Genomic DNA, 22,999 nt, shown 5'->3' with positions numbered 1-22,999 from the left:
GGCTCGGCTCAGGCGGGATTATCGGCGCCCTCGCCGGCACGGAGACCCACACCATCCTCCAGGGCCCGTTCCAGCTCCTCCAGGGAGGGCACGGCTTCCCGGTTGCGTTCGTAGAGCACGCGATAGATGGGCAGCCCCTGGGCCTGCACGTGCCGTTCCCGCTCGGTGGGCACCGGCAGGGGGTTGCTGTCGCGCCAGGGCCGGCTGTCGTTCGGAGGCCGGGTGAAACAGCCGCTGGCCTCGATCAGCTCCACCATCGGTGTGATCACCGCCAGTACATCGCTCTGGATGAACAGCTGGCGGCCGGGCGCGAGCCCGCCGGCGATGGCCCTCAGCAGGGCCGGCTGCAGCACCCGACGTTTGTGGTGCCGGCTCTTGAACCAGGGGTCGGGAAACTGGATGCTGACCCGCTCCAGCAGGCCCGCCGGCAGTGCCTGCAGCCAGGGTTCGAGGCTCACATTGGCGTTGCAGAACAGGAAGCGGAGATGGTCCAGCCCCAGCTGCCGCCGCTCCGTCTCGGCGGCCTCCACCAGCGGCCTGCGGATCTCCAGCCCCAGGTAGTTGCGCTGGGGTTCCCGTGGGGCCAGGGCCAGCAGGAAGCGACCGCGGGCGCAACCGATATCGAGGTGGATCGGCAACGCCGGCCGTGGGAAGAGTTCAGCCGGCGGCGGCAGTGGCCGGGGCTGCTGGTAATAGCGGCTGAGAGGGTTGACGTGCTGCCGCACCATCAGGTGACGGTCCCGTCCTGGCGCGGCACCACGAACCCCCAGCTGGCCGTGTAGCCGTGCAGGTGGGTGCTGCCGGCGATCGGACCGATCTCGCCGTTGCAGAACGCCCCTGCCACCGGCAGGTCGCCGAAACATTCCCGGCAGAGGGCCACATCGCCGTTCGGTTCGCCGTAGAGACCCTGGCCGCGGCCGAGGCAGGCGAACAGGAGGGCGGCCAGGGGCGTTGACTCCCGCTGGTGCTGCCGCCGGAGCAGCTGGCGCAGTTCCTGGCGCGAGGCGCTGGCATCGCGGAGCTGGAACTGCACCTGCTGGCCGATCCGCATCCGCTCAGCCACCGCCACCGCACCGTTGCGGGGATCGACTCCGATCAGGTTGCGCACCAGGAAGGTGGGTGGCTCCTCGCTGCTGCGGCCCTCCAGGCTGAAGCTGTTGCGCCCCACGCCGAGAAAGAGGGAGTGCTTCACCAGATCCCGCTCCTCGGCGCTGAGGCCGGTGAGAATCTCCTGCAGCGCGGCCACCGGGCTGTTGCGCCGGTTGTTCTGACTCACCTCCAGCACCACGTTGCGCTGGGCCTGCTCCACCTCGAACACCGGCCCGATCGGCCTGCAACCCTGGGCCACCACCGGGTCCAGCCCCCAGGCGCCCCCGATCAGACAGCCCACCGCGCCACTGCACACCTGGTCGCCATGGAGGAGGGATCCATGGCGGGCGCTGTGCTGACCGGCGATCCCTCCCACCTTGGCGGAGCCGGGGCAGGCGTAGTCCAGGCCGCTGATCAGATCATTGATGGCCGGGAAGCCCGGGTCGATCAGCAGCAGCATCGAGGCTTCGGTGGCCGGATCCGGATTGCCGAGCAGCGACAGCCAGGGTTCGGCAGGCCCATCCAGATCGGGCAGGGGGCCGTTCTCGATCGCGAAGGGCAGCAGGGTGGCGCCGGGCAGGTGCAGCAGGGTGAGGCTCACCCCGGCCTCCTGCTCCAGTTCCCGGCCCTGCCCTCCGGCCGGGGTGCCCACCACGCCACCGCCGAGGCAGCCGATCCAGTGGGTGGCACGGAAGCGCTGGCGCAGCAGGGGCAGGAGCCGCGGCAGGTCGCTGGCATAGGTGGCTGACACGAACACCAGGGCCAGGTCAGCGGCGCCGACACCACGCAGCTGCCGGCTGAGCTCCTGCAGGGATCCTTCCAGGGAGGGCTCGGTGGCCAGAGCCGTTCGGCACCAGGCCGAGCCTGACGAGCCCTCCAGACGTTGGGCCAACCAGCGGGGAAGGGGAAAGGCAGCCATAGGGGTGGACACTATCGCCGCCAGGGGGTGCGGATAATGGCGCCTTACCGAACCATGCCTGTGCCGGATTCGCTGTACCGCTCCCTGGTGTGGCTCGACTACCGCCTGGCCGTGCTGTTCAGCGTCGGCCTGCCGCTGGTGCTGCTCCTGTGGGCCGCCGTGCGGCGGGAGCGGGCCCTGGTGCGGTTGCTGGGGATCTACTGGAAAGTGGCCAGCCTGCTGCTGATCACCGTGCTGCTGCTCACCGACCGCCGGCCCGCCGGCCTGGTGCTGGCGGTGATCGCCCAGCTGCTGGTGGTGGTGAGCCTCTGGTTCTGGGTGGATCTCAACGAGGAACTGGCCGATCTGCCCCCCTGGCGCCCCCTGCCGCTCACGGTGCGCATCTGGCGCTGGGCCATCACGTTCTGGGCTCCGCTCGGCGCCCTGTTCAGTGCCACGGCGCTCGGCTGCATGGACACGGCCCGGCTGGCGTCCCCCCGCTGTGCTGTGTGGATCCAGGCGCCGGTGGAGCTGCACCGCCATGTCGCCGCCGTGTTCGGCTTCGTGTTCGGTGGACAGTGGACTCCCGCCGTGGCCGCCTTCGTGGGCTACCTGGCCCTGGTGGCCTACGCCGTGGGCCTGCTGCAGTGGCTGCTGGTGCGCCTGCCGCGCCAGGGGAGGGTGGCCGGTGAGTTCTGAGCCCCCTGCCGATCTGTTGCGTCAGCTGGAGGAGCTCAGCCGCCAGCGCCCCGACCGGGTGCTGCGCCTGTGCGGCCGGATCGACGCCGAGCCGCTGGAGCTGCTGATCTTCCGCGGCTTCTCGTGCAGCACCACCCATCCCACGGCGTTCGACCCCGATCAGTCGGTGCTGCCCGCCGGGGCCAGCCTGGAGAGCGCCGCGCTGCTGCGCGGCCCCCTGAACCCTGCCGACGAGGAGAGCCTGACCGGTCCGCTGGCACCGGCGGCCTTCCTGGAGCCCGGAGCCTGGCAGTAGGGGCCCGCGGAGCAGGCTCCAGAACAGCCCAGCTCAGCTCAGCACCGCCAAGCAGCGCCCGCAGAGGCTGGGATGGGCGCTGGAGGTTCCGATGTCGGTGGTGTAGTGCCAGCAGCGCTCGCACTTGTCCCCTTCCGCCCGGGCGATGCGCACCGTGAGGCCGTTCTCCTCGGTTTCGGCCAGCATGCCTTCCGCCGGTTCCCGCTCCGGTGCGACGGCTCCGGCGCCATCGACCCTGCAGCTCAGCCCGGACACCAGCAGCCAGTCCGCCAGATCGTCCACGCCCGGCCGGCCGTTCGCGCTCAGCCAGGCCAGGGCCTCCCGCAGCGGCGCCGTGCGGGGATCGCCGCTGATCACCAGCTGCACCTGGGCTTCCAGTGCGGCGCCGATCCCCTCGCCGCCAGCTTGCTTGCGGCAGGCTTCCAGCTGGCGGTTCACCAGGGCGCGCAGCTCGAGGATGCGCCCCATCGGCGGCTCCAGCTCAGGCTGTCGCCAGGCCGCGGGGGCGGTGGGCCAGCCCCGCTCGAACACCGAGGCCTCCGCCACCGGATAGGGGAGGTTCTGCCAGATGTCTTCGGCCATGTGGCAGAGCACCGGCGCGATCAGGCCGGCCAGCCGCTCCACCACCAGGCTCAGCACCGTCTGGCAGCTGCGACGGCGGAAGTCTCCCGCCGCGCTCACGTAGAGCCGGTCCTTGGCGATGTCGAGGTACACATTCGAGAGGTCCACCACGCAGAAGTTCTGCAGGGCCTGGAAGAAGCGGTAGAACTCGTAGCGCCCGAAGTCTCCGCTCACCGCGTCGACCAGCGCGGCGGTGCGCTGCAGCATCCACTGGTCCAGCAGCGGCAGCTCCTCCAGGGGGATGGCATGGCCCCCCGCCGCCGCGGGGCGAGGATCGAAGTCGTGCAGGTTGCCGAGCAGGTAGCGCGCCGTGTTGCGCACCTTGCGGTAGACATCGGCCAGCTGCTTCACGATCCCGGGACCGAGGGGCACATCGGCGGAGTAGTCCACCGAACTCACCCACAGCCGCAGCACGTCGGCGCCGTAGGCGGGCTCCTGCTTCTCGTTGCGGCCGCCCTCCACCAGCACCGCCGGATCCACCACGTTGCCGAGGGACTTGCTCATCTTGCGGCCCTTCTCATCGAGGGTGAAGCCGTGGGTGAGCACCCGCCTGTAAGGGGCCTCACCGTTGACGGCCACGGAGGTGAGCAGGCTGCTCTGGAACCAGCCCCGGTGCTGATCGCTGCCCTCCAGGTAGAGGTCGGCGGGGTAGCGCAGGCCCCGCTCCTGCAGCACGCCGGCCCAGGAGGAGCCCGAGTCGAACCACACGTCCATCGTGTCGGTGCCCTTGCGCCACTGGTCGGCCTGGTCCGCCAGCTCCGGGGGCAGCAGGCCGGCCTCATCCCGTTCCCACCACACGTCGGCGCCGTGCTCCGCGATCAGGGCCTGGATGTGGCTCAGGGTGGCTTCGGTGAGCAGCACCTCGCCGGTTGTGCGGTGGTAGAACACGGGAATCGGCACGCCCCAGGTGCGCTGGCGGCTGATGCACCAGTCGCCCCGTTCGCTCACCATCGCCTCGATGCGGTTGCGGCCGCTGGCCGGCAGCCACTCCACCCGGGCGATGGCCTCCAGGGCGGCCTGGCGGAACCCCTCCACCGAGGCGAACCACTGTTCGGTGGCCCGGAAGATCGTGGGCTTCTTGGTGCGCCAGTCGTAGGGGTAGCGGTGTTCGTAGCGCTGCTCGCTGATCAGCACGCCGGCCTCCCGCAGGGCCGCCACGATCGTGGGGTTGGCGTCCTTGAGCACATTCGTGCCGGCGAAGGGCCCGGCCTCCTCGGTGAGGGTGCCGGCCTCATCGACCGGGCAGAGCACCGGCAGGCCGTATTTCCGGCCGGTGTTGAAGTCGTCCACGCCATGGCCGGGGGCGGTGTGCACCAGGCCGGTGCCTGCTTCGGTGGTGATGTAGTCACCGCCGATCACCACCTGGCCGCGGCGTTCCAGCAGGGGGTGGCGGTACACGCTGCCTTCCAGCTCCTCGCCCTTCAGGCTGAGCAGCGGCTTGAGGGTCAGCCCCAGGGTTTGCTCGAGGGTCGCCACCAGCTCGGTGGCGACCACAAGGTGGTTGGAGAGGCTGTCGCCGCCGTTCACCTCGCAGATGCTGTAGTCGAGCTTGCCGTTCACCGAGATGGCCAGGTTGGCGGGCAGGGTCCAGGGGGTCGTGGTCCAGATCGCCATGGAGAGTGTGATCGGCCGGCGATGGCCGCCCATCTGGCCGGAGTCCTCCACTTCGATCCCCACGGCCCTGAGGCGGCTGGCCAGAACGGAGGGCACGGCCTCCACGGGGAAGGCCACGTAGACGCTGGGGGAGGTGTGGCCGTCGGGATACTCGAGCTCGGCCTCGGCCAGGGCGGTGCGGGAGCTGGGGCTCCAGTGCACCGGCTTGAGGCCTCGGTAGATGTGGCCGGCCAGCACCATGGCGCCGAACACGCCGATCTGGGCGGCCTCGTAGCTCTTCTGCAGGGTGAGGTAGGGCTGCTCCCAGTCCGCCCAGATGCCCCAGCGTTGGAAGCCAGCCTTCTGCCCCTCCACCTGCTCGAGGGCATAGGCGTGGGCCTTGTGGCGCAGTCCCAGCGGCGTGAGGGCGGCGCGTTCGCTGCTCTTGAGGCCCTGCAGCACCTTCAGCTCGATCGGCAGGCCGTGGCAGTCCCAGCCCGGCACGAACCGGGCCCGCCGGCCCTGCAGCAGCGCCGTCTTGTTGATGATGTCCTTGAGGATCTTGTTGAGGGCGTGGCCCACATGCAGGGCCCCGTTGGCGTAGGGGGGGCCGTCGTGCAGGGTGAAGACCGGGCCCGGATTCTCCCGGCTGAGCCGCTCGTAGATCCGCTGCCCGGCCCAGAAGGCCTGGATCTCCGGCTCCCGCGCCTTGGCATTGGCCCGCATCGAGAACGGGGTCTGCAGCAGGTTGAGGGTGTCCTTGTAGGAGACAGGCGCAGAGCTGGCGGTCACGGCGCCTCGGGCAGCAAAGGGGGATTATCCCGTTTCGCCCCCATCCGGCGCCTGGGCGAGCGGCTTGCCCTCGGAGGGCTCGCTCTCCTCAGCGGCATCGGACGCTGCATCGGGATCTGCATCCGCTTGCAGCAGGGCCTCGACGCCCTCGAGCGATGTCACCACCACGGGCGGGGTCGCCGCTGCCGGTTTCGCCCCCGTGTCCGGGTCAGCCCCTACGGCAGCAGGATCGGCCGGGACAGGATCAGCTGCCGCAGGTTCAGCCAACGGGTCAGCAGAAGCTTCAGCGGGAGCGTCAGCTGGAGGTTCGGCCGGGAGCTCCTGACGGACCCAGCGCTTGGTGGTGGCGCGGGGTTGGCGCCGCTGCCGCAGCCAGTCCAGTGCAGCGCCGGCGGCCCCGCTGGTCAGCTCGAGCAGCCGCCCCAGGCTGGCGGCCAGTTCGCTGAGGCTGGCCTGCCAGCGTTCCTTCGACCACAACCGCTGCTGCTCCTCCGGGGACAGGGCCCGCCAGCGGCTCTGGCCCACCTCCAGACCCAGACGGCCGATCAACAGGCCGCCGCACAGCACCCCGAGCATCGGGGCCCCCATCAGGCGCTCGGCGCTCGTCACGAGCACCAGGCCCAGCAGCAGCACCACGGCGCCCCAGGCCGAGTCGCGCGGGCGGCTGAGCTCGGTGGCCACGACGGGCAGCAGCAGCACGATGAGCCCGGCCACCAGGGCCAGGACTCCCCCCAGGGTCGCGAGCATGGCGGCAGGGCAGCGGGCTCCATTCTGGGTCCAGGCTGGGTTCAGCAAGGGGCCTGGCTCCCGGAGCGGGGCTGCCTAGAGTCCGGTCCTGCCCACCTGGCGGAATTGGTAGACGCGCTGGGTTTAGGTTCCAGTGACCGTGGTCGTGGGGGTTCAAGTCCCCCGGTGGGCATCGACCTTTTCTTAAGTTGCAGGCAACTTGTCGCTCAACAGCGCGTCGTCGTCCATGACCCAGGTTCCGGCTGTTGAGCGCCACCTGGCCGTTCCCGCCCCGCGCCAGTCGCCGTCCAGCGCGGTGCCCCGGCATTTCCTCGACGCCCCTCCTCCCTGGAACCCCACCGTGGGGCTCTTCCTCGGTGGATTCGCCCTGGCGGGCCTCACGATCTGGGGCTGGTTCGTGGGGGGCTGGCCCCTGCCGGTGCTGCTGATCACCGGTTTCCTGGCCCTGCACCTGGAGGGCACGGTGATCCATGACGCCTGCCACAACGCCGCCCACCCCAACCGCTTCTGGAACGCGGTGATGGGCCATGGGGCCGCGCTGCTGCTGGGCTTCAGCTTCCCGGTGTTCACCCGGGTGCACCTCCAGCACCATGCCCACGTGAACGATCCGAAGCACGATCCCGATCACATCGTGAGCACATTCGGCCCGTTGTGGTTGATCGCGCCGCGATTCTTCTACCACGAGGTCTTCTTCTTCCGCCGTCGCCTCTGGCGGCGCTACGAGTTGCTGGAGTGGGGCCTGGCGCGGGGCATCTTCGTGGCCATTGTCGTGGCCGCGGCGAAGTATGGATTCCTACCCTTCATCTTCAACTGCTGGTTCGCCCCGGCCCTGATGGTGGGCGTCACCCTCGGCCTGTTCTTCGATTACCTGCCCCACCGACCGTTTCAGTCGCGCAATCGCTGGCACAACGCCCGCGTGTATCCCAGCCGTCTGATGAACTGGTTGATCATGGGCCAGAACTATCACCTGATCCACCATCTCTGGCCGTCGATCCCCTGGTTCGAATACCGGCCCGCGTATCACGCCACCAAGCACATTCTCGACAGCAAGGGTTCGCCCCAGCGCCTGGGCCTGTTCGAAAGCCGCGCCGATGGACTCAACTTCCTCTATGACATCCTGCTCGGCGTGCGCAGTCACAGCAAGCGGCGCAGCAAGCTGCGTCCCCTGGCGGCGTTGATGCCAACCCGCCATGCGCGGCGGCGGGTGCTCGAAGTGCTGCACCGCACGGCGGTCTCGCCGGTGCGCTGAGCCCCGTCTTCGGCTTCGATGTGCTGCGGCCTCAGCCCGCGCCTCAGCCCGCCAGGATCTGGGGCACCCGGAAGAAATCCCCCTCGCGCTGGGGGGCCAGATCCAGCAGCTCTTCGCGCACCTCGGTGGCCACCACCGCATCCTCCCGGGTCACGTTCGTGACCTCCACGGCCCGAGTCGTCGGAGGTACGCCCTCGGTGTCCACGGCCTCGAGATGGGCCACGTACTCGAGGATGCGCTCCAGCTGGCCGGTGTAGGTGGCGATTTTCTCCTCAGGCAGGGCCAGCCTGGCCAGATGGGCCACCTTGCGCACGTCCTCCGCCGTGATCTTGCTCATGGGGCACCGATGGGCTCAGGCCCATGAACCTAGCTGTCGGTGTTGAGGAAGCGCTCCAGATCGGTGCACAGGGCCGTGGCGGCGAGGTCGAGGAAGATGGCGCCGTGCTCGGCCCGGGCCAGGAAGGGATCGGAGCCCATGCGGCCGTCGGGGTGGCGGCGGCGGAAATCGGCAGGCCCATGGATCGGGCCGGCCGGCGCCGGCGCCGGCAGCGGCCGCTGTTGGCCCATCAGGCTCGGCTCCAGGTGGAGGGTGAGGGCAATCTCGCTGGGGGTGGCGTGGTGTCCTTCCAGGTCGCCGTAGAGCTCCCTGGCCTTCTGGAACACGGTTGGCACCATGAACCAGTTGGCGAGACGGCAGCGCAGCTCGGCGGCCCGGGGCAGGCCGCGGCTGGCCGCCGTGGCGTAGGCCTGGGCGAAGGCGGCCTTGCTGGTGGCGATGTTGCCGCCGTGGCCATTGATCACGAAGATCCGCTCGAAGCCATGGCCGGCCAGGGAGAGCACCACGTCGTGCAGCACCGCCATCAAGGTGCTGGGCTGCAGGCTCACCGTGCCGGCGAAGCCCAGGTGGTGCTCCGCCATGCCGAAGGCCTGCGCCGGTGTCACCAGCACCCCGCTGCGGCGTCCCACCTCCAGGGCCACGGCCTCGGCGGTGAGTGCATCGGTGCCGATGGCGCCGGTGGGGCCGTGCTGCTCCGTGGAGCCCAGGGGCACGATCACAGCCCGACAGCGCTCCAGATAGGCCTCCACCTCAGGCCAGGTGCGCAGCTGCAGGCGGATGTCCTCCGTGCGCCGCTCCGCGCTGGAGGGGGCGGTCGCCGATGGGGATGGGGGCTGGCTGGTCACAGGGGATGGGGGCGGGTTGGGTCGTGGTGAACAGCGGAAAGTCCGCCAGGTCTGCCTAGGATCGGGCCGCGCGCTGCGCCGTTGGGCCCATGCTGCACCGCAAGCTCTACCAGTTCTGTGCCGAGAAGCGGCCCGTGTGGGTGTTTCTGCGGGATCAGCAGCGCTGGATCGAAGAGGCACTGATCACCGAGATCGAGGGCGACCTCGTGACCCTCCACTACGACGCCGAAGAGGACGACGAAACCCACAGCTGGGAGGAGAGTGTGCGGCTCGATTCCATCGGCGCCGTGAGCACCCGCCTCTCCTATGTGAATCGCAGCGACATGGCCGAACTGCCCACGGCGGAGGACTGCCCCGAGGCCGAGCGGCTCAGCAGCTGACCTGCACAGCTCACCCGCTGAGTCCCTCAGGGCACGGCCCCTTCAGTGCGCCGTGCCGTTGCCGTCGTAGGCCTCCGTGTCGTAGTAGCCGCCCTTGGTGCCGAAGAACAGGGTGGCCAGGCAGAACAGGCCGCTGCCGGCCAGCAGCACGGTGGCCAGGGTGAAACCGGAAGATTCCATGGGCGTGGAGAAAACGGGCGTGGAGAAAAAGGTGAAGTCCGAAGGGCCTGGGGCGGGTCAGGAGGAAGGTGGCGAGACGGGTGCCGCGCGACCGCGACCGGACCAGGCAGCGGAGCCGGGCGAGGGACCCGCACCGCTGAAGAAACACCAGACCCATCCCAGTCTGCTGCCTACCGCCTTCTTTGCGCGACCGGCCGAGCTGGTGGCACCGGAGTTGCTGGGCTGCTGGCTGATCCGCCGCTGGAGCGATGGCCGCCAGCTGGAGGGATTGATCGTGGAAACCGAGGCCTATTCCCAGGACGAACCCGCCTGTCACGGCTACCGCCGCCGCTCCCCCAGCAACGCCACCCTGTTCGGGGAGCCAGGGCACTTCTACGTCTATCTCACCTATGGCATCCACCACTGCGTGAACGTGGTCACGGGGCGCCGTGACTGGGCCAACGGGGTGCTGCTCAGGGCCCTGCAGCTCCCCGGTGAGCCGGTGCGCACGGCGGCTGGGCCGGCGCTGCTGGCCCGTCGCTTCGACCTGGACCGGAGCCATGACGGCCTGGCGGTGGCTCCTGCCTCCGGACTGTGGATCGCCCCCCGGCGCGACCCGCCAGCTGCGACGCCGCTGGTCACCCAGACCACCCGGATCGGCATCAGCCAGGGGCAGGACCTCCCCTGGCGCTGGTACCTCCGCCACAGCCCCAGCATCAGCCGCCGGGCGCCGGGGGACCGGCCACGAGCCGGCCACTAGGTTGTGGAGGCTTGTGCTTCCCGGGTCTTGAGCAGCTGGGGTCATCGCCATGTGATCGATCTGGCGACGTTCTCGCACGATGACCTGGCCGTGGTGCTCGAGCTGGCTCAGCGGTTCCGGGCCATGCCCGTGAGCGGCTCCCGCAAGCTGCCTGCCCTGCAGGGGCGGCTGGTGACCAGCCTGTTCTTCGAGCCCAGCACGCGCACCCGCAGCAGCTTCGAGCTGGCGGCCCGGCGGCTCTCCGCCGATGTGCAGAGCTTCTCACCCTCCTCCAGCTCCCTCAGCAAGGGGGAGAGCCTGCTGGACACGGCGCGCACCTACGTGGCCATGGGGGCCGATGTGCTCGTGGTGCGGCACCGCTGTGCCGGCATCCCCCAGCTGCTGGCGGAGGAGCTGGACCGCTGCGGCGAGCGGGTGGCGGTGCTGAATGCCGGCGATGGCCTCCACAGCCACCCCAGCCAGGGCCTGCTGGATCTGTTCACCCTGGCCCGCCATTTCTCGCCGGAGGCGCCCAGCCCCGAGGTGCTGCACGGCCGGCGCATCGTGATCGTGGGCGACGTGCTCCACTCCCGGGTGGCCCGCTCCAATCTCTGGGCCTTGACGGCCTGCGGCGCCGACGTGGTTCTCTGCGGTCCGGCCACACTCCTGCCGGAGGCCTTCGCCGCCTTCGTGGACGGCCCCCCGCCCGGCCAGGCCAGCGATCCGGTGCCCGCACGGGGCCGGGTGAGCGTGGAGCGGAATCTGGACACGGCCCTGGAGGGGGCTGATGCGGTGATGACGCTGCGGCTCCAGAAGGAGCGCATGCGCGAGCACCTGCTCACCAGCCTGGATGCCTACCACCGGGCCTATGGCCTCACCCACGCACGGCTCCGGCGCTGCGGTCGGCCCGTGCCGGTGCTGCACCCCGGTCCGGTGAATCGGGGTGTGGAGATGGCCTCCGCCCTTCTCGACGATCCTGCCCTCTGCCTGGTGGAGGAACAGGTGCGCAACGGCATTCCCGTGCGCATGGCCCTGCTCTACCTGCTGGCCGCCGAAGCGGCGGCCGCCCCCCGCTCACAGCAGCTTGAAGCCGTCCAGCAATAGTCCGTAGAGCAGGCCGATCCTGGCCATGTCGAGCAGGTTGAGCCCCAGGGTGTGGGTGGAGCGCCGCAGCAGGGGCCCCCGGGCACGGATCGCCAGCTCGATCACCAGCACGCACAGCAGCGCTCCCACCGGATCGATCTGGGAGAGCTGGCCCGCAATGGAGGCCACCACGCCGCCGATCGAAAAGCTGAGCAGCAGCACGATCAACTGCAGAGACAGGCGCCGCCAGGGATTCCGGGCCCAGCGCTGCAGCTGTCGGGGGGCCTCGGCCACACGCTGCTGGAAGCGGGTCTGCTGGAAGGGCCGCGGTTGCAGGTTGGTCACGGCGAGCCGCCGCTGCGGCGCTGATTCAAGCCGATTCAGATGCGGCAGGGAAGAAGTGGCAGGACGTCGGAACTGGCGATCCCCATCACCCGGCCCGGTCCTGCCAGCCACTGTCTACACCATCTCTGGAGTCTTGACAGCCCTCTGGCGCTACTGATAGGGGATTCCAATGAAAAAGCCCGAGGCCAAGGGGCCCGGGCCGGGTGATGGGGACGTTGTAAAGAAAGCGACGGATTGGGGGCCCATCAAGGGGCTTGGGTCGTTTGCCAGAGCGTCCATTCCACCCCTTGACCCCTCGCCTGAGGTCTGCAGCTCTGGACTCAGCTGTCGCTGTCCTTCTTGCGGGAGGATTTACCCTCCAGCAGCTCCAGCAGGGCCTCCATCTGGGCCATCACACCACGCACCTCGCCGGCTTCCGGCAGCAGGCCATCCTCCATGACGCCCTGATGCATCTCGCGGAGCTCCTGGCGGATGTAGCGAAGGTGGCTCACCACCTGTTCGCGCTTCGACTGCGACATGGATGGGGGTCGGTTGTGCCGTCCCTTTTACCGCATCGCCGGGATGTGGGCTGCGCTGAAGGCGGTCATTTCTGGCCGAACTGCACGCGGGCCTCGCCATAGAAGGCCTCGTCGATCTGCTCCAAGCCCGCGTCGGCGGCCATCGCTTCGATGCGGCGCCGCACGGCCGGCCGCACGAAGAAGGGCACCTCCTTCAGCCTCTGTTCAGCCGCGCTGGTCCACTGCATCAGGTCAAGAGGTTCGGGCCAGCCGGGGCCAGTGGGTCAGACCCCAGGGCCCAGGGCCAATCCCGTGGGCCACGGGCAAATGGAGAATAGGGGACTCGAACCCCTGACCTCTGCGGTGCGATCGCAGCGCTCTACCAGCTGAGCTAATTCCCCTTGCAGGGCGCCATTATCGCCATGGAGCCCTCCCCTGCCAGCGCCCGCCGGCACGGTTCCGGTCCTGCCTCCCCTCGTTCCCCCGCCGCCATGGCCTCTCCGTCCGAGTCGATCACGCCGGAACGGCTCGCCGCCTTCGACGAAACCATGGCCGCCGCCCTGGCCCAGCGCCTGGAGGAGGACGACTACCCCACGCCGTTCGACGGCCTGAGCGACTGGCATCTGATGCGGGCCCTGGCCATCCATCGCCCCGAGCTGGCGCGCCCCTACGTGCATCTGGTGGACCAGGAGCCCTTTGATGAAGACTGACGGGGCAGCGGCGGCGGCCGCTCCTCTCGCCGGCCGCCGCATCCTCGTGGGCATCAGCGGCAGCATCGCCGCCGTGAAGCTGCCGCTGCTGGTCAGCGCCCTGGTGCAGCAGGGCGCCGAGGTGCGCTGCGTGCTCACCCCGAGTGCCGCGCGCCTGGTGAGCCCGCAGTCCCTGGCCTGCCTGAGCCGCACCCCCTGCCACCTGGAGGCCGATCAGTGGAGCCATCGGGAACCGCGGCCTCTCCACATCGCCCTGGCCGAGTGGGCCGAACTCGTGCTGGTCGCCCCCCTCTCCGCCTCCAGCCTGGCGCGCTGGGTCCATGGCCTCGCCGACACGCTGCTGGCCAGCACCCTCATGGCCTGCGAGGCTCCCGTGTTGGCCGCCGCCGCCATGAACACCAGCATGTGGGGTTCCACGGCGGTGCAGCGCAACTGGGAGGTGCTGGCCCGGTTCCCGCAGGTGCTGCCCCTGGCTCCGGAGGCGGGCCTGCTGGCCTGCGACCGGCAGGGGCAGGGGCGCATGGCCGATCCGGACCTGCTGCTGCTGGCCCTGGAGTCGCTGGCCCTGGTGGGCCCCCGGCAGGACTGGCGGGATCGGCGGCTGCTGGTGAGTGCGGGCCCGACCCGCGAGCCCCTGGATCCGGCCCGCTGCCTCACCAACCCCAGCACCGGCCGGATGGGCGTGCTGCTGGCCCAGGCCGCCCGCCTGCGGGGGGCACGGGTGGAGCTGGTGCACGGCCCGCTCACGCTCCCGCCTGCCTGGCTGGAAGGGATCGCCCGCACCCCGGTGCAGACCGCCGCGGAGATGGAGGCGGCCCTGCTGGAGCTCCAGCCGCAGGCCGATGCCGTGGCCATGGCGGCCGCGGTGGCCGATCACCGCCGGGCCAGGCCCGAGGCCAGGAAGCTGGAGAAGGGTCAGCTCGAAGCGGCCCTGGGCCAGGGCTGGGAGGCCGTGCCCGATCTGCTGGCCCAGTTGGTGCGCCGGCGCCCCGACGGGCAGCGCATTCTGGGTTTCGCGGCCCAGTCCGGCGAGGTGCTGCCCCAGGCCCGCGCCAAGCTGGCGCGCAAGGGCTGTGATCTCCTCTTCGCCAACCCGATCGACCGTCCGGGTTCAGGCTTCGGCAGCCTCACCAATGGGGGCTGGCTGCTGGGCCCCGGCGATCAGGTGCAGGAGCTTCCCGTGGCGCCCAAGCTGGCGATCGCCCACCAGCTGCTCACGGCGCTGCATCCCGCAGCCGCTCTCAGGGCTCAGGCGGCGAGGGGCTGATCCGGCCCGTCGTCCGCGTCCCGCTGCAGCAGATCCATGAAGGTGCGCAGCTGCAGGCGCGGGATGTAGGGCCAGCCCCCGCTCTGCTCCATGCGCCGCAGCAGGCTGAACAGGTGGTTGCGGTCGGCGGGGAGGCTGCTGCGGAAGGGACCGTCCTGGATGGTGCGGTGCAGCTGCTCCACCTGGCGGAGAAGGTCGAGCAGCTGCTCGGGTTGGCCGCTGAGTTCGGCGGCCAGGTCGGCGGCCTGGTTCAGCAGGGCGTCGAGCCGCTGTTGCTGGTCGTCGGGGAGGGGCATATCCGGGTCGTGATTTCAGCGCCCCGGGAGGGGCGATCGCTCTCGCATACAGGTTGTTGAGAGCCGCGACATCGTACGGGGAATCAAGGAATGCCACCGGTAGGATCCGCCCCAGCCCAGTACTAGCCCCCTCCCTGCGGCGTTCTCCCCATGCGTTTTCGTCCTCTGCTGGCCCTCGCGCTGGCGCTGTGTCTGACCCTGGTGACCGCCTGCAGCGGTGGGGCCAAGGCCGTGGATCGCGCCAACCTCACCTACGAAGACATCCACAACACGGGTCTGGCCAATGACTGCCCGACCCTGCCCGATTCCGCCCGCGGCTCCATCGCCCTGGATGGCTCCGGCTCCTACAGCCTCCGCGAGATCTGCATGCATCCCAGCGAGGTGTATGTGAAGGGTGAGCCCGCCAACAAGCGCCAGGAGGCGCAGTTCGTGGCCGGCAAGATCCTCACCCGCTTCACCACCAGCCTGGATCAGGTCTACGGCGATCTGCGCGTGGAGGGCGATGACCTCCGCTTCCAGGAGCAGGGCGGGCTGGATTTCCAGCTGATCACCGTGCTGCTGCCCGGAGGCGAGGAGGTGCCCTTCGTGTTCTCCAGCAAGGAGCTGGAGGCCAAGGCTGACGGTGCCGCCATCAGCACCAGCACCGACTTCAAGGGCTCCTACCGCGTTCCCAGCTACCGCACCTCCAACTTCCTTGATCCCAAGGGCCGGGGCCTCACCACCGGCTACAGCTCGGCCGTGGGCCTGGTCCCCGCCGGTGACGACTTCACCGGCGAAACGGTCAAGCGCTACCTGGATGGCAAGGGCACCATGGAGCTCTCGATCACCAAGGTGGATGGCAACACCGGCGAATTCGCCGGCGTGTTCACGGCCGTCCAGCCCTCCGACACCGACATGGGCACCAAGAACGCCCTCGACGTGAAGATCACCGGCCAGCTCTATGGCCGCCTGGAGAAGGCCTGAGGCGCTCCGCCTCGGTGTTGATCACGGGCTTCGTCACTCTGAATCGTCACGCTGAATTTCTCCTGAGGGGCCGAGAGGCCCCCTTTTTCATGCCCTTCCGCCAGGCCTCGGCCCCGTCTGGGAGAATCCAGCACTGAACCACGCCCGGGAGTTCCCATGTCCACCTCCACCTTGGCCGCTCTGATTGCTCCCCACGGCGGCACCCTGGTGGATCTGATGGTGGCGGAGGCCGACCGGGAGGCGGTGCGCGCCTCCGCCGGCCGAGCGGTGGAGTGCAGCGATCGCAACGCCTGCGACGTGGAGCTTCTGGTGGTGGGGGGCTTCTCGCCCCTGCGGGGCTTCATGCACGAGGAGGACTACGACGCCGTGGTGGCGGGTCACCGCACCACCAGCGGTCTCCTGTTCGGGCTGCCGATCGTGTTCGACACCGACGACGAGACCATCGCCATCGGTGATCGGCTCCTGCTCACCTACCGGGGCCAGGATCTGGCGGTGCTCACGGTGGAGAGCAAGTGGGAGCCTGACAAGGCCCGCGAGGCCCAGGGCTGCTACGGCACCACCTCCATCGAGCATCCCGCCGTGCGGATGATCAGCGGCGAGCGCGGCCGCTTCTACCTCGGCGGCCAGGTGCAGGGTCTGGCTCTGCCGGAGCGGGTGTTCCCCTGCAAGACCCCCGCCGAAGTGCGCGCCACCCTGCCGGCTGGCCAGAGCGTGGTGGCATTCCAGTGCCGCAACCCCATTCACCGCGCCCACTACGAGCTGTTCACCCGGGCCCTCGACGCCGCCAACGTGAGCGATCAGGCCGTGGTGCTGGTGCATCCAACCTGTGGTCCGACCCAGGACGACGACATCGCCGGGGCGGTGCGCTTCCAGACCTACGAGCGCCTGGCCGCCGAGGTGAACAACCCCCGCATCCGCTGGGCCTACCTGCCCTACTCGATGCACATGGCCGGCCCCCGCGAGGCCCTGCAGCACATGATCATCCGCAAGAACTACGGCTGCACCCACTTCATCATCGGCCGCGACATGGCGGGCTGCAAGTCGAGCCTCACCGGCAGCGACTTCTACGGCCCCTACCAGGCCCAGGACTTCGCCCGGGACAACGCCCCCGAGCTCGGCATGGAGACGGTGCCCTCGCTCAACCTCGTCTACACCGAGGAGGAGGGCTACGTGACGGCGGAGCACGCCGAGGCCCGCGGGCTCCACGTGCGCAAGCTCAGCGGCACCCAGTTCCGCCAGATGCTGCGCGGCGGCGAGGAGATCCCCGAGTGGTTCGCGTTCCGTAGTGTGGTGGAAGTGCTGCGGGCCGCGGCCTGAGGCGCGCGGCGCCCCTCCGGGGTTGGCGCCGGTTAACATTCCGTTACTTCTTTCTCAGCTGAGGCGAGGCCGTGAAAAAACGCTGGCGCAACGCGGGGCTGTACGTGCTCCTGGTGGTCGTGGTGATCGCCGTGGGCACCGCCTTCCTGGATCGCCCCAATCCGGCCAACGCCCCCCGCACCCTCCGTTACAGCGACTTCGTCGAAGCCGTGCAGGACAACGAGGTGTCGCGGGTGCTGATCTCCCCCGACCGCGGCACGGCCCAGGTGGTGGAGAACGACGGCCGCCGCGCCATGGTGAACCTGGCGCCTGACAAGGACCTGCTCAAGCTGCTCACCGACCACGACGTGGACATCGCCGTGCAGCCGAGCCGTGAACCGGCGGCCTGGCAACAGGCGGCGGGCAGCCTCATCTTCCCGTTGCTGCTGCTGGGGGGGCTGTTCTTCCTGTTGCGTCGCGCCCAGGGTGGCGGCGGCAACCCCGCCATGAGCTTCGGCAAGAGCAAGGCGCGGGTGCAGATGGAACCCCAGACCCAGGTGACCTTCGGCGACGTGGCCGGCATCGAGGGCGCCAAGCTGGAGCTCACCGAGGTGGTGGACTTCCTCAAGAACCCCGACCGCTTCACGGCGGTGGGCGCCAAGATTCCCAAGGGTGTGCTGCTGGTGGGCCCTCCCGGCACCGGCAAGACCCTGCTCGCCAAGGCCGTGGCCGGTGAGGCCGGTGTGCCCTTCTTCTCGATCTCCGGCTCCGAGTTCGTGGAGATGTTCGTGGGCGTTGGCGCCAGCCGGGTGCGGGACCTGTTCGAGCAGGCCAAGAAGAACGCCCCCTGCATCGTGTTCATCGATGAAATCGATGCCGTGGGGCGCCAGCGTGGTGCCGGCCTCGGCGGCGGCAACGACGAGCGGGAGCAGACCCTGAACCAGCTCCTCACCGAAATGGACGGCTTCGAGGGCAACACCGGCATCATCATCGTGGCGGCCACCAACCGGCCCGACGTGCTCGATGCCGCCCTGATGCGTCCGGGCCGCTTCGACCGCCAGGTGGTGGTGGATCGCCCCGACTACAGCGGCCGCCTGCAGATCCTCGAGGTGCACGCCCGCGGCAAGACCCTCGCCAAGGACGTGGATCTCGACAAAGTGGCCCGCCGCACGCCGGGCTTCACCGGCGCTGACCTGGCCAACCTGCTCAACGAGGCCGCCATCCTGGCGGCACGGCGCCAGCTCACCGAGGTGTCGATGGATGAGGTGAATGACGCCATCGAGCGGGTGATGGCCGGTCCCGAGAAGAAGGACCGGGTGATGAGCGAGAGGCGCAAGCGCCTCGTGGCTTACCACGAAGCCGGCCATGCCCTGGTGGGTGCTCTCATGCCGGATTACGACCCGGTGCAGAAGATTTCGATCATTCCCCGCGGCCAGGCCGGCGGGCTCACCTTCTTCACTCCCAGCGAGGAGCGGATGGAGTCGGGCCTCTATTCCCGCGCCTATCTGCAGAACCAGATGGCCGTGGCCCTCGGCGGCCGGGTGGCCGAGGAGATCATCTACGGCGATGACGAGGTCACCACCGGTGCCTCCAACGATCTCCAGCAGGTGGCCCGGGTGGCCCGTCAGATGGTGACCCGTTTCGGCATGAGCGAAAAGCTCGGGCCCGTGGCCCTGGGCCGCAGCCAGGGCGGCATGTTCCTCGGCCGCGACATCGCCGCGGAGCGCGACTTCTCCGAAGACACTGCGGCCACCATCGATGAAGAGGTGAGCCAGCTGGTGGAGGAGGCCTACCGCCGGGCCACGGAGGTGCTCACCAACAACCGGGCCGTGCTCGATCAGCTCGCCGATCTGCTCGTGGAGAAGGAGACCGTGGACGCCGAGGAGCTGCAGGAGCTGCTCATCCACAGCGACGTCCGGGTGGCCGAATACGTCTGAAACCCCTGAATCCAGCCAGCGGGGTTCGACCCGTCTGAGCGATCCCTTTCCACCCCTGATCCAGGCCTTGCACCACCAGCCTCTGCTGGTGGTGCTTCGTGCAGACCAGCCCCTCGAGCTGCGGCCCCGGCTCCAGGCCCTTGCGGCCCTGGGGCTCAGGCACATCGAGATCGCCTGGCAGGACCATCCCCAGTGGGTGGTCCAGTGCCTGGAGCTGCAGCAGGCCTTCCCGCAGCTTCGCCTCGGGGCTGCCTCGATCTGCAGTGTGGCTGCGCTGCGGATGGTGGCTAAGGCGGGGCTGGGCTTCGCCATGTCGCCCGTGCTCAGCCCGGAGCTCTGGCAGGAGTCCTGCCGGCTTGGGTTGGCACTGGTGCCCGGGGTCTACACGCCTTCGGAGGTGCACCAGGCAAGGAGTCTGGGTTGTCCGGCCGTGAAGCTGTTTCCGGCCTCGAGCCTGGGGCCGTCCTACTGGCGCCAGTTGCGCGCTCCCCTGGGGGACCTTCCGTTCTGCATCGCGGCCGGCGGCCTGGGGCCTGAGCATGTGCCGCTCTGGTTGGAGGCCGGCGTCGATGCCGTGGCGCTCGGCGGCCGCCTCGAGGATCCCGGTGCCCTGGAGAGTCTGCGGGTTCTGGTCAGCCGGCTGAGCGGCTCAGGCGCCGCCGCTGCCACCGCCGCCGCTGCCACCGCTGCTTCTGTTCCGCCCTCTGTTCCGCCCCCTTCTCACCAGAGGCTGCACTGACCCTGCTGGCGCAGCAGGTGATCGGCCAGCACCAGGGCCACCATCGCCTCCACCATCGGCACCGCCCGCGGCAGCACGCAGGGATCATGGCGGCCCTTGGCGGCCAGGGTGGTGGCGGCACCGCTGGCATCAATGGTCTGCTGTTCCTTGCGGATGGTGGCCGTGGGTTTGAACGCCACCCGGATCACGATCGCTTCGCCGTTGCTGATGCCCCCCTGGATGCCGCCGGAGTTGTTGGTGGCGGTGCGCAGGCGGCCTTCGCTGCTGGGCAGGAAGGCATCGTTGTGTTCACTGCCCTTCAGCAGGGTGCCGCTGAAGCCTGAGCCGATCTCGAATCCCTTGGTGGCGGGCAGCGACATCACCGCCTTGGCCAGATCGGCCTCCAGTTTGTCGAACACCGGCATGCCCAGACCCACCGGCGGGTTGCGCACCACGCACTCGATCACACCGCCGCAGGAGTCGCCCTCACGGCCGATCGCCTCGATGCGGGCGATCATCGCTTCCGCGGCTGCCGGCTCCGGACAGCGCACGATCGTGCGCTCCACGTCTTCCAGGGTCACCGCCGCCGGGTCGATTCCATCGGCTTCGATGGTGTGGATGCGTTTCACCCAGGCCAGCACGTCGGTGCCACCGGCCTTGGCCAGGAGCTGTTTGGCGATCGCACCGGCGGCCACGCGCCCGATCGTTTCGCGGGCCGATGCCCGGCCGCCGCCGCTGCGGGCCTGGATGCCGTACTTGGCCTGGTAGGTGGCATCGGCATGGGAAGGCCGGAAGGCCACGGCCATCTCCTTGTAATCGCCGGGCCGCTGGTCCTTGTTGCGCACCAGCATCGCGATCGGAGTGCCGAGGGTCTGGCCATCCAGAAGGCCGCTGAGGATTTCCACCCGGTCGTCCTCCTTTCGCGGCGTGGTGATCCGGCTCTGGCCGGGCTTGCGGCGATCCAGCTCCCGCTGAATCAGCTCGAGGTCTACGGCCAGTCGGGGTGGGCAGCCGTCCACGATCACCCCCACGCCGCCGCCGTGGGATTCACCGAAGGTGCTGATGCGAAAGAGCCGGCCGAAGCTGCTGCCCATGGCTGCCACATGCTGCAGCGAGCGTAGGAGTTGGCTCGATGGCGGTGGCCGAACCCCCGTCGCCGTAGCCGCGCAGGATCAGCCACCCGGCTCCGCCTGCCCAGCCTCGATTCGGTTGAGGGTCTTGAGGAAGGGAATCGAGAGCAGCACCGTGACCAGCAGGTAGGCGAGCACCGCCACCTTCAACCCCACCACCCCTTGGCCATAGGTGGACGCGAACATCAGCGCCAGACCCGGGTTGCGCATCGAGGTCACCAGCGCCACCGTAATGCGCTCATCCCTGCCGCGGCTGGCCAGCAGGTAGCCCAGGCCCAGGCTGAAGGCCACCAGAGCCAGCATCAGCAGCACCCCATCGGCGTTGCGCCCGAGGAAGGGCAGCAGCGTGGGGCCGGCGGCGACCAGCACCACCACGACCAACAGCAGAAAGAGGCCGTTGGCCACCTTGTTCAGAGGCGACTCCAGCCGGTCGGCCAGATCCGGCAACCGATGACGCACGCCCATCCCCAGCAGCAGCGGCAGCACCTGGGTGCGCCCTACCTGCAGGGCCACCTCCGTCGAACCGATGTCCCATGCGGAGGTGTGGTATGCGGCGCGATACAGATCGGCCATCAGGGGCACCGACAGGATCGCCGTGAGGGCTGCCACCACCTGCAGCAGCGCTGCCAGCTCCCGATCCCCTCCCTTCGCACCGGCCTTGCGCAGGGTGAGCGGGGCGCTGGGGGAGATCGCCATCAGGGCGATGCCGATCCTGGCGGCCTCCCCCAGCGACTGGCCGATCGGCAACTGCAGCAGCAGCAGGGCCACCACCGGCACCACCAGGCACGACGCTGGCACCACCCGCAGAAACAGCCCCGGCCGCTCCCGGATCCGCCCCAGTGCCTCCAGCCGGAGCCCCAGGCCCAGGCCGAGCATGATCGCAAACAGGGTGATGGCGGCGAGCATCGGCTGCGGCGCGGGAGGGCCTGCCGCACCCTAGGAATGGTCTTGGCTCCTGACCCCTGGGCTGTCACAGGACGGGGCCGATCCGCTGCCGTCGGCCCGACGTGTGCCTTCAAGCTACCGATCCCATCCCAACAAAAAGCCCCCCTCGATTGAGGGGGGCGTGCAGGATTCCGTCGTTGAACCAGAAGCGTTGAGCCTCAGCCGATCGCCGGAGCGGTCAGCGCCACAGGAGTGGCTTCGGCAGCCGCCAGGTCGAGCGGGAAGTTGTGAGCGTTGCGCTCGTGCATCACTTCCATGCCCAGGTTGGCGCGGTTCAGCACATCGGCCCAGGTGTTCACCACACGGCCCTGGCCGTCGAGGATCGACTGGTTGAAGTTGAAACCGTTCAGGTTGAAGGCCATAGTGCTCACGCCCAGGGCGGTGAACCAGATGCCGACCACCGGCCAGGCAGCCAGGAAGAAGTGCAGGCTGCGGCTGTTGTTGAAGCTGGCGTATTGAAAGATCAGGCGACCGAAGTAACCGTGGGCAGCCACGATGTTGTAGGTCTCTTCCTCCTGACCGAACTTGTAGCCGTAGTTCTGGCTCTCGCTCTCGGTGGTCTCACGCACCAGCGAGGAGGTCACCAGCGAGCCGTGCATGGCGGAGAACAGGCTGCCGCCGAACACACCGGCCACACCCAGCATGTGGAAGGGGTGCATCAGGATGTTGTGCTCAGCCTGGAACACCAGCATGAAGTTGAAGGTGCCGCTGATGCCGAGGGGCATGCCGTCGGAGAAGGAGCCCTGACCGAAGGGGTACACCAGGAACACGGCGCTGGCAGCAGCCACGGGGGCGCTGTAGGCGACGCAGATCCAGGGGCGCATGCCGAGGCGGTAGGAGAGTTCCCACTCGCGGCCCATGTAGCAGAAGACGCCGATCAGGAAGTGGAAGACAACCAGCTGGTACGGACCGCCGTTGTACAGCCACTCATCGAGAGAGGCGGCTTCCCAGATGGGATAGAAGTGCAGGCCGATGGCGTTGCTGGAGGGCACAACAGCACCGGAGATGATGTTGTTGCCGTAGATCAGCGAGCCGGCCACGGGCTCACGGATGCCGTCGATGTCGACGGGAGGAGCGGCGATGAACGCCACGATGAAGCAGATGGTGGCAGCCAGCAGGGTGGGGATCATCAGCACACCGAACCAGCCCACGTAGAGGCGGTTGTTGGTGGAGGTGACCCACTCGCAGAACTGCTGCCAGCTGGAGGCGCCGGAGCGCTGCTGGAGAGTGGTGGTCATGAGAACAGGAGAATGGTGCTCCGAGGAGCAGGTAGGTAGGGCGGCACTGCCAGCAGTCCCGCAGCCCGGAAGGACGGCGAGGGATGGCGTGGCGGCCGCGGACGGAATCCCGTCAGTCATGAATGTAACAC

Annotated in this window: 26 protein-coding genes and 2 tRNA genes; 13 read left to right on the top strand and 15 right to left on the bottom strand. The window is 69.1% G+C overall.

The genetic code is table 11. The features are described from left to right. Positions 1-8: 8 nt before the first annotated feature. Together trmB and CPCC7001_RS08215 are read right to left on the bottom strand one after the other, a co-directional pair. Positions 9-725: a tRNA (guanosine(46)-N7)-methyltransferase TrmB gene (gene trmB / locus CPCC7001_RS08220; RefSeq protein ID WP_050757213.1), complete on the bottom strand. Its 717-nt coding sequence runs from the start codon at positions 723-725 to the stop codon at positions 9-11. A 2-nt stretch (positions 726-727) separates the two neighbouring features. Further along, positions 728-2,008: an FIST N-terminal domain-containing protein gene (locus CPCC7001_RS08215; RefSeq protein ID WP_006909419.1), complete on the bottom strand. Its 1,281-nt coding sequence runs from the start codon at positions 2,006-2,008 to the stop codon at positions 728-730. 60 nt (positions 2,009-2,068) lie between these two features. Here CPCC7001_RS08215 and CPCC7001_RS08210 point away from each other — a divergent pair, with 60 nt between their 5' ends. After that, on the top strand, positions 2,069-2,686 hold the full coding sequence (locus CPCC7001_RS08210; RefSeq protein WP_043368816.1) for a DUF3177 family protein: 618 nt from the start codon (positions 2,069-2,071) through the stop codon (positions 2,684-2,686). Further along, positions 2,676-2,981 carry a hypothetical protein gene (locus tag CPCC7001_RS08205; RefSeq protein ID WP_006909352.1) on the top strand — a complete coding sequence of 102 codons (306 nt, stop codon included), beginning with the start codon at positions 2,676-2,678 and terminating at the stop codon, positions 2,979-2,981. Before CPCC7001_RS08210 ends, CPCC7001_RS08205 begins: the two co-directional genes overlap by 11 nt. Positions 2,982-3,014: 33 nt before the next feature. Here CPCC7001_RS08205 and ileS read toward each other — a convergent pair whose 3' ends face one another. Beyond that, complete coding sequence (ileS, locus tag CPCC7001_RS08200) at positions 3,015-5,987, bottom strand: isoleucine--tRNA ligase (protein WP_006911447.1); 2,973 nt, start codon at positions 5,985-5,987, stop codon at positions 3,015-3,017. Between the two features lie 24 nt (positions 5,988-6,011). Next, positions 6,012-6,734 carry a Ycf66 family protein gene (locus tag CPCC7001_RS08195; RefSeq protein ID WP_043369770.1) on the bottom strand — a complete coding sequence of 241 codons (723 nt, stop codon included), beginning with the start codon at positions 6,732-6,734 and terminating at the stop codon, positions 6,012-6,014. 90 nt (positions 6,735-6,824) lie between these two features. On the opposite strand from CPCC7001_RS08195, the gene CPCC7001_RS08190 reads away from it, so the two are divergent. Together CPCC7001_RS08190 and crtR are read left to right on the top strand one after the other, a co-directional pair. Further along, positions 6,825-6,906 (top strand) — tRNA-Leu (locus CPCC7001_RS08190). A gap of 54 nt (positions 6,907-6,960) precedes the next feature. Next, a complete protein-coding gene (gene crtR / locus CPCC7001_RS08185; protein WP_006910258.1) occupies positions 6,961-7,983 on the top strand; it encodes a beta-carotene hydroxylase in 1,023 nt (340 codons plus the stop codon). Positions 7,984-8,026: 43 nt separating this feature from the next. Here the strand turns inward: crtR and gatC are convergent, their stop codons facing one another. Together gatC and CPCC7001_RS08175 are read right to left on the bottom strand one after the other, a co-directional pair. Beyond that, entirely contained in the window at positions 8,027-8,320 is a 294-nt protein-coding gene (gene gatC / locus CPCC7001_RS08180) for an Asp-tRNA(Asn)/Glu-tRNA(Gln) amidotransferase subunit GatC (protein ID WP_006911731.1), read from the bottom strand. Positions 8,321-8,349: 29 nt separating this feature from the next. Then, on the bottom strand, positions 8,350-9,165 hold the full coding sequence (locus CPCC7001_RS08175; protein ID WP_006910588.1) for a creatininase family protein: 816 nt from the start codon (positions 9,163-9,165) through the stop codon (positions 8,350-8,352). 89 nt (positions 9,166-9,254) lie between these two features. Between CPCC7001_RS08175 and CPCC7001_RS08170 the strand changes: the two genes are divergently transcribed. Then, positions 9,255-9,545 carry a DUF6679 family protein gene (locus CPCC7001_RS08170; RefSeq protein ID WP_006910509.1) on the top strand — a complete coding sequence of 97 codons (291 nt, stop codon included), beginning with the start codon at positions 9,255-9,257 and terminating at the stop codon, positions 9,543-9,545. Between the two features lie 42 nt (positions 9,546-9,587). Here CPCC7001_RS08170 and CPCC7001_RS15530 read toward each other — a convergent pair whose 3' ends face one another. Continuing rightward, the gene (locus CPCC7001_RS15530) at positions 9,588-9,725 is read right to left on the bottom strand and encodes a hypothetical protein (RefSeq protein ID WP_006910719.1); all 138 of its coding nucleotides are present in this window, start codon (positions 9,723-9,725) and stop codon (positions 9,588-9,590) included. Here CPCC7001_RS15530 and CPCC7001_RS08165 point away from each other — a divergent pair. Next, positions 9,724-10,464 carry a DNA-3-methyladenine glycosylase gene (locus CPCC7001_RS08165; protein ID WP_006911247.1) on the top strand — a complete coding sequence of 247 codons (741 nt, stop codon included), beginning with the start codon at positions 9,724-9,726 and terminating at the stop codon, positions 10,462-10,464. The two genes, CPCC7001_RS15530 and CPCC7001_RS08165, sit on opposite strands and share 2 nt — an antisense overlap. Positions 10,465-10,491: 27 nt before the next feature. Continuing rightward, positions 10,492-11,547, top strand: a complete 1,056-nt coding sequence (locus tag CPCC7001_RS08160; RefSeq protein WP_006911517.1) for an aspartate carbamoyltransferase catalytic subunit — start codon at positions 10,492-10,494, stop codon at positions 11,545-11,547. Here CPCC7001_RS08160 and CPCC7001_RS08155 read toward each other — a convergent pair. From CPCC7001_RS08155 to CPCC7001_RS08140, 4 genes are all read right to left on the bottom strand, one after another. Then, positions 11,518-11,871, bottom strand: coding sequence for a DUF565 domain-containing protein (locus tag CPCC7001_RS08155; RefSeq protein WP_369699345.1), 354 nt, complete (start codon positions 11,869-11,871; stop codon positions 11,518-11,520). The two genes, CPCC7001_RS08160 and CPCC7001_RS08155, sit on opposite strands and share 30 nt — an antisense overlap. Before the next feature lie 320 nt (positions 11,872-12,191). Further along, positions 12,192-12,389, bottom strand: coding sequence for a hypothetical protein (locus CPCC7001_RS08150; protein WP_006910971.1), 198 nt, complete (start codon positions 12,387-12,389; stop codon positions 12,192-12,194). Positions 12,390-12,454: 65 nt separating this feature from the next. Then, on the bottom strand, positions 12,455-12,616 hold the full coding sequence (locus CPCC7001_RS08145) for a PCP reductase family protein (RefSeq protein ID WP_006909583.1): 162 nt from the start codon (positions 12,614-12,616) through the stop codon (positions 12,455-12,457). Between the two features lie 80 nt (positions 12,617-12,696). After that, positions 12,697-12,769, bottom strand: a tRNA-Ala gene (locus CPCC7001_RS08140). Between the two features lie 90 nt (positions 12,770-12,859). Between CPCC7001_RS08140 and CPCC7001_RS08135 the strand changes: the two genes are divergently transcribed. Beyond that, positions 12,860-13,078, top strand: coding sequence for a DUF2555 domain-containing protein (locus CPCC7001_RS08135; protein WP_043368814.1), 219 nt, complete (start codon positions 12,860-12,862; stop codon positions 13,076-13,078). Then, entirely contained in the window at positions 13,068-14,345 is a 1,278-nt protein-coding gene (gene coaBC, locus CPCC7001_RS08130) for a bifunctional phosphopantothenoylcysteine decarboxylase/phosphopantothenate--cysteine ligase CoaBC (RefSeq protein WP_006911654.1), read from the top strand. The genes CPCC7001_RS08135 and coaBC overlap by 11 nt, the downstream gene beginning before the upstream one ends. On the opposite strand, the gene CPCC7001_RS08125 is transcribed toward coaBC, so the two are convergent. Next, positions 14,327-14,641, bottom strand: a complete 315-nt coding sequence (locus CPCC7001_RS08125; RefSeq protein ID WP_043368811.1) for a hypothetical protein — start codon at positions 14,639-14,641, stop codon at positions 14,327-14,329. The genes coaBC and CPCC7001_RS08125 overlap by 19 nt on opposite strands. Before the next feature lie 150 nt (positions 14,642-14,791). Between CPCC7001_RS08125 and psbO the strand changes: the two genes are divergently transcribed. The 4 genes from psbO to CPCC7001_RS08105 all read left to right on the top strand — a co-directional run bounded on the left by psbO (position 14,792) and on the right by CPCC7001_RS08105 (position 19,576). Next, the gene (gene psbO / locus CPCC7001_RS08120) at positions 14,792-15,604 is read left to right on the top strand and encodes a photosystem II manganese-stabilizing polypeptide (RefSeq protein ID WP_006909436.1); all 813 of its coding nucleotides are present in this window, start codon (positions 14,792-14,794) and stop codon (positions 15,602-15,604) included. Positions 15,605-15,760: 156 nt separating this feature from the next. Continuing rightward, positions 15,761-16,921 carry a sulfate adenylyltransferase gene (gene sat / locus CPCC7001_RS08115; protein ID WP_006911773.1) on the top strand — a complete coding sequence of 387 codons (1,161 nt, stop codon included), beginning with the start codon at positions 15,761-15,763 and terminating at the stop codon, positions 16,919-16,921. 71 nt (positions 16,922-16,992) lie between these two features. Continuing rightward, positions 16,993-18,837, top strand: a complete 1,845-nt coding sequence (ftsH3, locus tag CPCC7001_RS08110) for an ATP-dependent zinc metalloprotease FtsH3 (RefSeq protein WP_006911156.1) — start codon at positions 16,993-16,995, stop codon at positions 18,835-18,837. Between the two features lie 67 nt (positions 18,838-18,904). Further along, the gene (locus CPCC7001_RS08105) at positions 18,905-19,576 is read left to right on the top strand and encodes a bifunctional 4-hydroxy-2-oxoglutarate aldolase/2-dehydro-3-deoxy-phosphogluconate aldolase (RefSeq protein ID WP_006910273.1); all 672 of its coding nucleotides are present in this window, start codon (positions 18,905-18,907) and stop codon (positions 19,574-19,576) included. On the opposite strand, the gene aroC is transcribed toward CPCC7001_RS08105, so the two are convergent. The 3 genes from aroC to psbA all read right to left on the bottom strand — a co-directional run bounded on the left by aroC (position 19,558) and on the right by psbA (position 22,868). After that, on the bottom strand, positions 19,558-20,649 hold the full coding sequence (gene aroC / locus CPCC7001_RS08100) for a chorismate synthase (protein ID WP_043368810.1): 1,092 nt from the start codon (positions 20,647-20,649) through the stop codon (positions 19,558-19,560). The two genes, CPCC7001_RS08105 and aroC, sit on opposite strands and share 19 nt — an antisense overlap. 78 nt (positions 20,650-20,727) lie before the next feature. After that, positions 20,728-21,591 (bottom strand): bile acid:sodium symporter family protein, encoded by an 864-nt coding sequence (locus CPCC7001_RS08095; RefSeq protein WP_006911123.1) that lies wholly within the window; start codon positions 21,589-21,591, stop codon positions 20,728-20,730. Positions 21,592-21,788: 197 nt separating this feature from the next. Continuing rightward, positions 21,789-22,868: a photosystem II q(b) protein gene (gene psbA, locus CPCC7001_RS08090; RefSeq protein WP_006909897.1), complete on the bottom strand. Its 1,080-nt coding sequence runs from the start codon at positions 22,866-22,868 to the stop codon at positions 21,789-21,791. Positions 22,869-22,999: the final 131 nt, after the last annotated feature.

It is taken from the genome of Cyanobium sp. PCC 7001, from assembly GCF_000155635.1.
Classification (GTDB): Bacteria; Cyanobacteriota; Cyanobacteriia; order PCC-6307; family Cyanobiaceae; genus NIES-981.
The sequence above is the reverse complement of the archived record's forward strand: the minus strand, read 5'-3'. Positions and strand labels throughout refer to the sequence as shown.